Below are 12689 nucleotides of genomic sequence, written 5' to 3'. Positions count from 1 at the left end.
ATTCTATATAAAATATGAGAAGCATCATGGATATATAGAATAGCTGCTTCAATTGAAGAAGCAGCTTATTGAATTAGTTAATTTTTGTCTCAAAAACCTTTCCATCTTCTTTACATAACACCTGCACTAGATTTCTTGCCTGTAAGACAACACTCGGAAGACCTCCTCCCACTTGACTCCAATGCCCAACCATATAAAAGTCTTTAAGTCCGGGAAGTGAACGTTTCAGTTTTTTCTCGTGTATGATGCCTTCCATCTGTTTTTCCCAGCCCTGCCAGCTTCCATTTCTATTATTTGTGTATCTTCTGATCGTATATGGGGTGGATACATCAGTCACGTCAATATTTGATTTAATTTCACCAAACCATTTGTCTAATTCATCAATCATTACATTCGCAATTGCTTTTTTCTCTTCTTCATATTTTTCGCGGTTGTTTTTTTGCAAAGTCTCCCAGTATTCAGCAGAAGTTTTCGCATACACGATAATACTCGTTTTGCCATCAGGTGCGAATGAAGGATTTTCGTTATATATTTTCACAAATATGTTTTTAACGTTGTCACAGCCATAGGCATTAAGAGGCTGTTCTAATTCCAGGCTCAAATAATGAGGATATTTTTCAAACGTTTTTGATACGCCCAATCCGACATAAATTTGCGGCGCACTTGTTTTAAGGTTGTCATAACAAAATGTCAGTTCATCATCTGTATATTTTCCATCCAGCATTTCAAAAATAGTTTTATAGCCATCCGCTGCTGAAATGACGATATCTCCATAATGACACTGTCCGTTTTTCAACTCTATTCCGATCGCTTTATCATTTTCTACTAAAACCTTAGAAACAGGTGATTTATATTGAATCTCACCGCCTAATTCAACATATCTGGCTTCAATAATTTTTGCGAATTGCAGAGAACCTTCTACAGGATGTCCTGAAGATTTGCTATTAGCCCAGCCTAAAGTAGCCATAAAGTAAGATATAGGGGTATCTACATTAAACCAAAACAGACGATTTACATTTTCTCTTACAAAACTGCTTTTAAAGCGCTGGGCGAATTCTTTGATCGTCACTTTTCCCCATTGCCCCATTACTTTCATGTAAGGGCCAGCCTTTGCTTTGAAGGCCTCAAAGTCTGCTAAATCGAACAGTTCGGGCGCTTTATCCAAATCCAGATCTACATCAGAAACAACTCGAATGCCATCAGTTAAAAGCTTAATTGTTTCCGCATCTTCAGGTGCAACTTTTAAAAACTCCTGTTCTAATTTATCTACATCAGCATACAGCGTAAATGTATCACCATTTCTAAAGTTAACAACCGCAAATTCTTCATCATTAATGAATTCCATATTTTGTATCACGTTCAGCTCTTTCCAAAATTTATGGAACGTGTTGTTAGGTCCTGAACCGACCAGCCAGCTGATACAACCGTCAAAAAAGTACCCTTTTCTCTTCCAGCCGGTACATAAACCACCCGGCAGCAAGCCCATTTCAAAAATTTTCGTGCTGTATCCGTTCATTTGCAAGTAACAGCCCGCGGCCATTCCTGCAATACCGCCTCCGATTATGATTGCAGTCTTGTTTTCTTCTGTATTCTTCATTAATTTTCCCCTTTTCCGAAACTAGTTTTCTAAAATTTTCAATCCTTCTTGTATATTGATTTTGCCGTTCTCCAGGTCGTCAAATAGATTGTTGAGTTCTTGCTCAAGCCGATTTTCAGCAGTATCTTCTTCCGTTTCTTGCTGTGGATCTTTATTCAGCTGCTTGTCAATATACTCTGATAGCTCCACTACAGAGGAATATGTAAATATATCGGATATATCCACAATGTCAGGATATTGTTGATTAATCAGTTTTAACAGTTGGGTTGCCATAATAGAATCGCCGCCCATGGCACTAAAGCTTTCATATAAATCTAGCTCTTGCATATCCAAAACCATAGAGTACATTTGCGCAATACTTTTTTCGGTATCGGAGTAAAGTTCTCCCTTTCCTTTGAGCACTATATCTTCAGTATCTGTTCTTCGACGTTTTTCTGCTTCGTTTTTTGTCCTGTTTTTATCTATTAATTTGTTTTTGATTTGCTCAGATAATTCAAAAGACAATTCATCCTTTGCAAAAGCGAGGAGCTTCATATTTAATGTACCTGGAATGATATTAGTAAGCTTATTCGATGCTATTTCTTCTAAAACGGAAATAGCCCTTTCTACCGTCAATAATCTGAAAATAGAACTCTCATCAGTAATTCCATAATCGACAGCTATGCCGACCTCATCCCAAGCCGGCCAGTTAATTGACAGCGTGTTTTTTCCCTGTTTGTTTTGCATATAAGCAAAGGAATCTAAATAAGCATTTGCAGCTGTATAATCTCCCTGTCCGGCACCTCCGAAAATAGAATTAATTGAGGAGAACAAAATCGTGAAATCTAAATCTACGTCTCTCGTTAAATGATTGATAACCCATGTTCCATTAATTTTAGGAGCGAGCACTTCTTTAAAAATATCAGCTTCTTTTCTAAAGAGGAAACCGTCCCCGGCAACTCCGGCACAATGGAACACGCCATTGATCGTACCGTATTTCTGTTTTATTTCTTCAATTACCGGCCCCATGCTGTTTAAGTCAGAAACTTCACAGCTGTAGCAATCAACTTTAGAACCCATTGACTCGATAGCTCTGATGGACTTCAGTTTTCTGCAAAGCTTTAAATCCGTTCCATCAGCAATGATGTCGTCCCATCGGCTTTGATCAGGCAGTTTAGAGCGATTGAGCAATACAGCATTGACGTTATGTTTTCCAGCCAGGTGCTTTGCGATCTCCAAACCGATTCCGCCGGTGCCGCCGGTAATCATATAGACACCGTTTTCTTTAATTTCCAAACCGCCGTGTTTCTTATTCTTTATTCGTTCAACCGTATCCAACCGACTGATATACCGCTTACCATCCCTAAAGGCGACTTGATAGTGTTTCCCTTTTGTTCTTAACTCCTCACTAATAATTTCCGGTGAAGTATGTTCATCAATATCAATTGCTTTACATGAAACATTTTGGAACTCCTGCGAAATAACACGTCCCAGACCAAACAGCGCGGCGCCCAATGGATTGATTGTATTTTCTTCTCCTGACACTTCTGTCACAAGATCAGAAATAAGATGCAAATTAATATTGCTTTTCATCTTATTCTTACTTAACCCCCGGACTAAGCGGAACAGGCTGTATACGCCTTTATTCTGCATGTCTTCTAAATCTGTTAATGATTCCGTTCCTTGGCGGCTGATAGAAGACATATGTATAATGCTGCTGATATTTTGATCGTTTATGCTATGCAATAATTGAACATAGTCTTCTTCTGATCCGCTAATTAGAAATTTCCGCCCATTTATCTTCTGAAATTCATCCCCAAACTCCACTTCAATAACATCATCGTCACGAATTTTCAACTGTTCCAGTATAGATTTATAAATTTCCATGTTGTCTTTAAATAACAGTACAGGACCTGTTACCTCTGTTTTTTCTTCTTCAAAAGCTTCTTGCGCCACCCATTTTAATTGATAAAGTGATTCAGAACTTTCTTCAAAAAGGGCATTAATCCGATTTACTTTTTTTAATACATAATCGGTGATTTCTGCAAAAACATGTCCTTCTGTATCTATTAACTGAATATCACACAGCTTTGTCTCTTTGCTGCTTGCGTTCTTTTTGACAAATGCATAAAAATGCTGCGGCATTCTTGAGTAAATCTTCACACTTTTATATGAAAAAGGAAGGAATGTACTATCGTCATCATCTTCTCCAATAAACACGTTCACCGCATTATCTAGCAAAGCGGGATGTAAAAAGACGTCTTTTAAATCTGCTGTAAATTCATCAGCCAATTTTAATTCGGCCAACTGTTCATCAGGGCCCAGTATGACTTCTTTGAAGTTCAGCCACCTCGGTCCGAAAGTAAAGACTTTGCTGATTAAACCATTTTTATTTTCATAATTGACTTTTATCTTCTCTCTGTTACTGTCATTCCTAACAGAGTGTAAATCAAACATTGATACAGAGTCTGTTAATGGAAACGCTTTTCCTTCTGCATGTGTAATCCAGGTTTCTCCTTCCTGACTGGCTATTATAAATTGAATACATTCTTTCTTTTTCTTAATGATTGTGTGTACAACCTTATTCTCATCCTCATTTACCGTTAACGGAGTGAAGAAGATAATATCTCGTAATTCTAATTGATTGCTTTTATAGTAAGCGGCACTTGCTCTTCTTCCCATTTCGATATAAGTCGTCCCCGGAATAACACAAGCCCCCATGATTTTATGGTCACTTAAAACCCAATCCTTATTCACATTAAATGTCGTTGAATAAATCGTCTCATTCATTGAATCAGCCAAACACTGGTCAATCAGCGGGTGACTGATATTTTTCTGATGCGGCGCTTCACCTCTTCTGTCCTTTACTTCTCCCCAGCATAATGTTCTTTCAAATTGGTATGTCGGAAGACTGACAATCTTTCTGTGCTCATCCTTGTACATTTTTGTCCATTCTACTTTTGCTCCTCTGATATACAGGTTGCAAATTTCCGTAAGGTTTAGCAGTAAATATTCATCCCCTTCAGTAAGAATGTCATGTATCAAATTGTCAGATTGAGCATTCATTTTTCGATGTTCAGATAAGGAAATTTCTCCTTCATCCATAATCTGTTTTCTATCAGAACCAACTTTATGGAAAGAAAAATATACGCCTTTTTCTGATATTTCATTCAGGTTTTGTCCTGCAAGCCTGCCGATTTTTCTCTTTAATTCTTCGTAACTTTTTACAATCAGAGCCAATCGGTAGCCGTAATGGCCCCGCCCTGTGTTTGCCGTATAGCAAATGTGTTTTACGTTTTTTTGAGTTCCTTTTTTAAAGAATTCATTATATTCCTTGATGAGTTTCATTAAAGAATTCTCTGTTTTAGCTGATAAAGTAAATATCTCAAATGTTTCATTTGCAGGAATGACCTCTTCAACCTCATCTCCAGCATCTTCAATCACTACATGTGAATTGGTCCCCACAAAGCCGAAAGAACTGATTCCCGCTCTCCTCGGTGAGTTATTTTTAGGCCATTCATGGGCTTTGTCTGTAACAAATACAGGTGACTTCACAAAGTTAATCAATGAATTCGGTTCTTTAAAATTAATACTCGGAGGGATGACTTGATGCTTCATAGACAGAACGATCTTGATAAGTGACGCCAAACCCGAAACGGCAACGGTATGGCCAATATTAGATTTAACAGATCCGATCCCGCAAAACTGCAGCTTGTCCGTATATTTTGAAAACGCATTGGAAATCCCCTTTATTTCAATTGGATCTCCAAGCTTTGTGCCTGTACCGTGCGCTTCGATATATTGAATGGTTTCGGGATCAATTTGAGCATTTTCCCATGCCTGAACCAGTACTTCTTCCTGGGCGATGGCATTTGGAGCTGTCAATCCGTTTGAGGCCCCGTCATTATTAACTGCACTCCCTTTGATAACAGCATAAATATGATCTCCGTCCTGCTTGGCTTTACTTAAAGGTTTTAAGATGACTGCCGCTACTCCGTCACTGAAAAATGTCCCGTCTGCGTCTTTATCAAATGAGTGTACTTTATCACTTACTGATTCCATCATTGATTTTTTGGACGTTTTGAAGCGCGGAAAGAATCCTAATGAAATTCCGCTGACAATAGACATATCGCATTCTTTATTTTTCAAAGCATTACAGGCAAGATGCACACCAAGCAGCCCCGAGCTGCAAGCAGAATCCAAAACCATAGAACTTCCTTTTAAATTTAATAAATAATTAATCCGCCCCGCCATCAAACCCGGCCAGTTGCCCGTCATACTTGTCGATTCTGATTCTGTAATGTAGCGGTACAACGTATTATTGACATGGTCTTTTCCAACAAAGAGCGATGTGTTGCTTCCATAAATTTTGTCCCCTGCATACCCTGCATCTTCAATCGCAGTCCATACCGTCTCCAGCAATACTCTATGAGACGGGTCAATGGCCTTTGCTTCTTTAGGAGAAATATTAAAAAATTCAGGATCGAACTTGTCTACGTCTTCTAAATATCCGCCAGGTTTCCAGTTATCTGCTTGTTCTTCCGTCAGATATCCTGAACCGAGAAAATCAGTAAACCCTTTATTGTTTACGATCGGTTTAATGTAATTGATCATATCTTTTGGATATTCCGCTTTGCAGTCTTCTCCATTCATCAGATTCTGCCAGTATTCATCTGTATTGTTTGCTTTCGGCAGTTTGCAGGAAATTCCAATGATAGCAATATCTTCATTGCTGCTTGCAGCCTTTAATTCTTTTAGCATTCGCTTTGCTTCTTTCTGGCTTAGCTTATGCTGTTTCACTTGTTCAAATATATAAGATTGAACGCTATTCATTACGGATCACTCCCGCTTTCTTTCTAAGAAAATTTTTGATAGGAAGGGTAATAAGATCTACAATTTTACCTTAAAATGGAATTCAGTTCCCATAATAATGTGATAGGCAGGCTGCTTTTTCTTCATTCCATTCGCAGCCTGCCAATATTTCATTTTGCGAATATATTTTTACAGGCCCAATTCAGTTATTTTCGGTCTGGATGAAATATTTGATTTGCTTCGCTGACTTCCATCTCTCCGGATGCCAGCTTATTCAAAATTGCATCCAGGTCATCTTCATTGTCTTCTTCAGGGATTCGGTCAGAAGACTTCTGATCACTGAAGTGGGATTCAAGGTAGGTTGACATCTCCTTAATGGAGGGATACGTAAAAATATCAGAAACATCAATGAGAGAAGGCCATTCTTTCTCTATTTCTTTTACCAGATATATCGCGGATATTGAATCTCCGCCCAAATCATAAAATTTATCAGTTATACTGATTTGTTCTAAGCCTAAAACTTTTATCCAAGCTTTCATTAGTTTATTTTCAATATCGCTGAAGCAAAATGTCTGATCAGTTTTCGACTCAACAGATTTTTTTACAATCGCCTGCTCCTTAAAAGTCAAAATATCCGGGGATAATCGGAACTGAATTTGATCTTGATTTAATTCCAGTACCCGATGATCAATTTCCCCGATGATCACATTCCGGATGTCCTTTTGCATGACTTCATCGAAGGCACGTATCGCTTCAGCTGAGGTAATCGTCTTAAAGCCGTTTTCATCTTTATGTTCGTTTCCGGCCTTTTGACGCTCTTCAATATATTCGGCAAGCATACCCACATCAGACCAGCCGCACCAATTAATCGTAACTGTTTTTTCATCCGGTCTTCTTCGCTGTCTGCGTTCTGCGAAGGAATCCAGGTAGGCATTAGCCGCAGTATAATCAGCCTGCCCCATACTCCCCGCAAGTGCTGTGATAGAAGAAAACATTATGAAGAAATCCAGATGCTCATGCTTTGTCAGCTCGTTTAATATCCATGTTCCATTAACTTTCGGTCTGAGCACGTTATCAAACACTTTTTTTTCCTTTCTGAAAATAAACCCATCTCCAGAAACACCAGCACTATGTATGACACCGTGGATTGTATTGTATTTACTCTTTATTTCCTCGAATACATGAATCATTTCACTTTCATTTGCGACATCGGCCTTATAGTAATCTACCTTAGAACCGCTTTCTTTTATTTCTTTTAGAGCATCGATTTTCTTTTTGTTTCCCTTCTCCATGTTGATCTGCTGCTCGGAGCGTCCAATGAGGATTAATTGGACATTTTCTTTTGATGATAAATACTTGGCCATTTCTAATCCCAGTCCGCCCATACCGCCGGTAATAACATATACACCGTTCTTTCTGATGCTTATTTTCCCTTCCCGAATTACGGATAAGTCTTCAGTCTGGAGCTCTTGAACGTATTTATGCCGGTCTCTGTAAGCGACAAGCTCTGACTGTTTTTTTGAGTTGATTTCAAACATGATGTTTTCCGCCATAAGATTTTGATCCAAATCTATGCATCTGACACTTACACGCGAATATTCCTTTTCAATTACTTTTCCAAAACCGAAAAATGCCGCGTTATGCGGGTTAATGTCTGGTTCTTCACCGCTTACTTGATGTGCAAGGTCTGCAAACAGCATCAGTTCTATGTTATTTTTTGTATTTTCTACAAGTGATTTTGTTAAATAAAATAAACTGTCTACCCCTGAGGATATTTTTTTCTGAAGCTGATATATGTTTTTGTCTTTCTCATCGCTGATAGACATCAAATGGACAATCTGAGAAACCTTTTCACTTTGAAGAGTTTTTACAAGACAGTCATAATCTTCTTGAGAATCACTGACTGTATAATGATGGCTTCCGATTTTAGAGAAATAGTCACCCTGTTCCGCGACAATCACAGTTTTCCCTTCCAGTTCTAAGCTTCGAATGATTTCCTCGGATAAACTGCAGCCATTATTCTTAAATAATAAAATAGGATGATGAATTTCTCGCATCTCGTGTGATTGATCGCTTTCTCTTATCCAAGATAGCTTATGATATATATTGTTCCTTTTAGTCTTTTCAGCTGCTTTATGCACCCTTTTTACGATGTAATTGTTTATTTCACCGAATACTTCTCCAGTCTCATTCAGCAGGACGATGCGAAACGTTCCTGTTTCTCCGTTGCTTCGGCTCTTTTTCTTGATATAACTGTAAAACTTTTTAGAAGCGGAGCCATAAATCTTAAATTCTTTATAAAAATAAGGGAGATAGGTTTCGTTATCTATCGTGAATGTCCCGGCATTAACGGCACAATCCATCATCGCAGGATGAAGCGAAAACTGAACGAAATCACTCTCATATTCTTTCGGCAATTCCAATTCACATAGAAGCCTGTCGTCGTCTCTGTAGATTGCATTGGTGCATTTCCATCTGCCTCCGACTTGAACGATGCTTTCCGGTCTATTGGTATCTTCTATATGATAAACCGACTTGTATTCATCGGTGTTTATTTCTGTCAATGGATGATTATTACGTTGAATGGCATAGACAGCATTGAAGCTTTTCTTTAAATCCTCAATGTCATATGTTTCCCGTACCGGTTCTTCTTTCGCAATGACCGCTTCCGCGTGCTTTATCCATTTATCGCCGGACTTACTTATCACACTAAACTCTAAAACGCTGTCCTTTTTCTTTATGATCGTATGAACTTCTTTAACTTCATTTGCTTTTACCTTTAACTGATTTGAAAACGTAACGTCTTTTAACAGAATGCCGAAAGGTGCGCCGAAGTATTTTCTTCCCGCTTCTCTAGCTGTTTCTATATAAACCGTTCCAGGGATAACGTAAGAATCATTCACTTTATGTTCATTTAAAAACCAATAATCAGTGACATTCAAATGGGATATATACACTTCCAGATTCAGTGACTGCACTGCAAGATTGCTCAATAAAGATTGTTTTTTCTCATCGGCTGAAGGGCCGTCTGCAGCCGGCTCAGCCCATAATCTTTTTCCGCTGAATTTGTATGTCGGCAAGCTGACCTTTTGAAAATTCATCTCGCTATAAAGATCTTCAAAGTTGATATTCGCCCCATCACAATACATTTCACATAAAATATGTGAGTCAGAGGTTGAAATATTAGAGACGTTTTGTCTGACTCTTTGAATCACATTTTTTATTGTTTGAGTATTCTGCACACTGTCTGTATGCGTTTTTCCTATAAACTTTGTTTGATTTGTTATCGATTGAAAGTATATATTTTTCTCCCGATACGTTTTCCATTCAGAGCATGATAAAAACTCCAGCTTTTTCAGCAGTTCCGCGACAGAGCTTATTACCATAGCGATTCTGTATTTGTTTGGCAATCTCCCAGTGTTTGCTGTATAACATATATCTCCCAGATTCACATCTGTTTCTCTCTTTAAATAATCAATATGATCTGTAAGCAAGTGCGCGAGTGATGTTTTAGTCCTAGCTGAAACAGTAAAAATATGTTCAGATAAAACGGATTGATCGACTTTTTCAACTGCGGGTGCCTCTTCTAAAATGACATGACAGTTTGTACCGCTCAGCCCAAAACTGCTGATGCCGCACCTGTATACTCCGCTGCTCTCCCATGCTGAAACGGAGTCATTGACGTAAACAGGCGATTCATGAAAATTGATATTTCGGTTCGGCACTTTAAAATGTAAACTTGGCGGAATTTTTTTATGCTTTAATGCCATTACCGCTTTAATTAAACCCGCTATTCCCGCCAAACTATCAAGATGCCCGATGTTTGTTTTGACTGAAGATACGGCACAGAACTGTTTTCGGTCTGTATATTTTCTGAAAGCCCGTTGCAACGCATTTATTTCAATCGGATCCCCTAATTTGGTCCCTGTCCCATGAGCTTCAATATATGTAATTGTTTTAGGATCTATTTTTGCATTTTTCCACGCATCTACTATTACTTGTTCTTGAGCTGCTGCGTTAGGAGCGGTAATTCCTACTGAGCTGCCGTCCTGGTTAACAGCGCTCCCCTTAATGACTGCATAGATCTGGTCATGATCACGAATCGCTTGGGCCAGCGGCTTCAGCAATACGGCAGCGACTCCTTCGCCGCTATTCGTGCCGTCAGCTGAATCATCGAAAGTCCTTACAGCAAAATCAGATGAAGAATTCCCGATATTTAACCTGCTCTCCTCTATTGTCTTTGGGAATACTTTTATATTCACTCCGCCGGCTAATGCCATATCGCAATCCTTATTTCTTATTGCCTGACAAGCCGTATGGAGGGCGACAAGTGATGAAGAGCATGCAGTATCGATTACCATTGCTGGCCCTTTAAAATCCAAGATATATGACAGTCTGCTTGCGATAACTGATTTAATGTTACCCGCGGTAGCCAGTCCGAGTAACGATTGATCTCCTTTTTCAAGCAATCTGAAGTATTCATTTGAGCCGTCACTGCTGAGTCCAATGTATACTCCCGTATTTGTCCCACATAATTTTCCGCCGCCGTAACCCCCGTCTTCCAATGCGTTCCAGGCCGTTTCAATAAATAATCTTTGTCTGGGATCAATCAACTTTGCTTCATTTGGAAGGATACTGAAAAAGTCACAATCAAATTTATCAATCTCATCCATATAGGCTATTTTTGTATAGGCTGCATCTTTACTGTACTTGGTTCCGCTGTTTTTTAATGACTGGTCAGCATCTTTTTTTCTGTTCAGCGGAATGTCTCTGATGAACTCTTTTCCTCGTAAAAGTAAATCCCAATATTCATTTACGTGATTGGCTTCGCCGATTCTGCATGATAAACCGACAATGGCAATGTCATCTCCGGAAATGTCTTTGGCCCCTACCTCGTTTTTTTGTTTCTTTACATTCAGAGTTTGATTTGTAAAAGCGGCCGCTTTTAAATTACTTAAACTTATAAAGTCTGTTTTCATTTTTTTACCTCGCTGAGAATCACTAGATAGGTAATCATACCTGTCAAACTTCAAAGTCTTCAAAGTGTTTTTTTGTGTTTGTTTCAGAAAATAATTGATTAAATCTTTTTTTCTGTTCATCTATAGGGGTTTTTTTGGTTCGAAACACTGACTTCAGCATTTCTACTGCCATATGCATTTGTTCTCTTGACGGCTGACGACCTGATGTTTCAAGTTCAGCCTGTATGGCAGCTACTTTTTCATATGGTTCGATTACACCTTTGGCGTATTCCTCATTGTTCCAGTTGTAATTTTTAGTAGCAACCGCGATCCCTAAACTTCTCGAGATAATAGAAAAACCGGCTTGCAGTGAAACAGATTCGTTCAAAAGAGTCTCTTTTATAATTTTCACGTCCTCTTCTTTGTCATAGCTGTACGATTTGATGTCAGCGATATTGTTTCTTACAAGATTCCTTAATACAGATTTCGGTCCAAATTCAATCACAGTATCAGTATGGTTTGCTTCTAAATACTTCATGATTCCCATCCAATTTACCGGTTTTACGATTTGAGTTCCCAGTATGTCAGCCATTTGCTGTTTATCCGAATATGGAAGAGCCGTCACATTAGATAAAACTTTGTATTTTGGAGTTCTGAGATCATACTTTTTTAGCTCATGGCTGAATTTTTCCGCAGCAAAACCCATGATCGGAGAATGAAAAGCAGCACTTACATTTAATTTAAAAATGTCTGCTCCTCTGGCTTTAAGAGTTTCACTAAGCTCTTCAACTGCTGCCGCTTCTCCGGATACCACAACATCTTTATATCCATTGTAGTTAGAAACAGCAATCGTTTTTCCTCTTGAAGAGAGAGATTCGCACTCTTCTTCTGCTATTCTTTCATCCAGGTTCCTGATAACAGCCATTGCTCCGGTCCCTTGTGCGGCAGCTTCTTTCATTAATAATCCTCTGGCTCTCACCAGCTTTACAGCGTCCTGAAAATCCAAAACGTCACTGCAAACCAAGGCAGAATATTCTCCTAAACTATGGCCGGCGATGTATTCAGGTTCTTTTCCGACCTCTTCCATGTAGATTCTGAATTGTGCAATACTTGTTGCCAGGATGGCCGGCTGAGTATTTTCTGTTTGAGATAGCTCAGCGGCACTTCCATCTATACATAATTTCTTCAGGTCAAATCCCAATGCATCACTGGCTTCGTCAAACGTTTTTTTAGCGATAATAAAATTGTCACATAAACGTTTGCCCATTCCTGCATATTGAGATCCTTGTCCTGAAAATAAAAAACCTATTTTCGACATTTAAATACCTCCAAAGTCTCTATAA

At 38.8% G+C, this 12689-nt stretch carries 4 protein-coding genes; all 4 read right to left on the bottom strand.

What is annotated here, in order from left to right:
- Nucleotides 1-73 precede the first annotated feature (73 nt).
- The 4 genes from NYE42_RS01260 to fabD all read right to left on the bottom strand — a co-directional run bounded on the left by NYE42_RS01260 (nt 74) and on the right by fabD (nt 12664).
- Nucleotides 74-1597 (bottom strand): FAD-dependent oxidoreductase, encoded by a 1524-nt coding sequence (locus NYE42_RS01260; protein ID WP_033575114.1) that lies wholly within the window; start codon nt 1595-1597, stop codon nt 74-76.
- 21 nt (nt 1598-1618) lie between these two features.
- On the bottom strand, nt 1619-6409 hold the full coding sequence (locus NYE42_RS01255) for an SDR family NAD(P)-dependent oxidoreductase (RefSeq protein ID WP_342497185.1): 4791 nt from the start codon (nt 6407-6409) through the stop codon (nt 1619-1621).
- Nucleotides 6410-6594: 185 nt separating this feature from the next.
- Entirely contained in the window at nt 6595-11367 is a 4773-nt protein-coding gene (locus NYE42_RS01250; protein WP_033575112.1) for a type I polyketide synthase, read from the bottom strand.
- A 43-nt stretch (nt 11368-11410) separates the two neighbouring features.
- Nucleotides 11411-12664 (bottom strand): ACP S-malonyltransferase, encoded by a 1254-nt coding sequence (fabD, locus tag NYE42_RS01245; RefSeq protein ID WP_033575111.1) that lies wholly within the window; start codon nt 12662-12664, stop codon nt 11411-11413.
- Between the last annotated feature and the right edge of the window lie 25 nt (nt 12665-12689).

The sequence above is a fragment of the Bacillus sp. FSL K6-2865 genome, assembly GCF_040311405.1.
In the GTDB taxonomy this organism is placed as follows: Bacteria; Bacillota; Bacilli; order Bacillales; family Bacillaceae; genus Bacillus; species Bacillus velezensis.
Note: the sequence above shows the minus strand (reverse complement) of the source record. Positions and strands in the feature narration are given on the sequence as shown.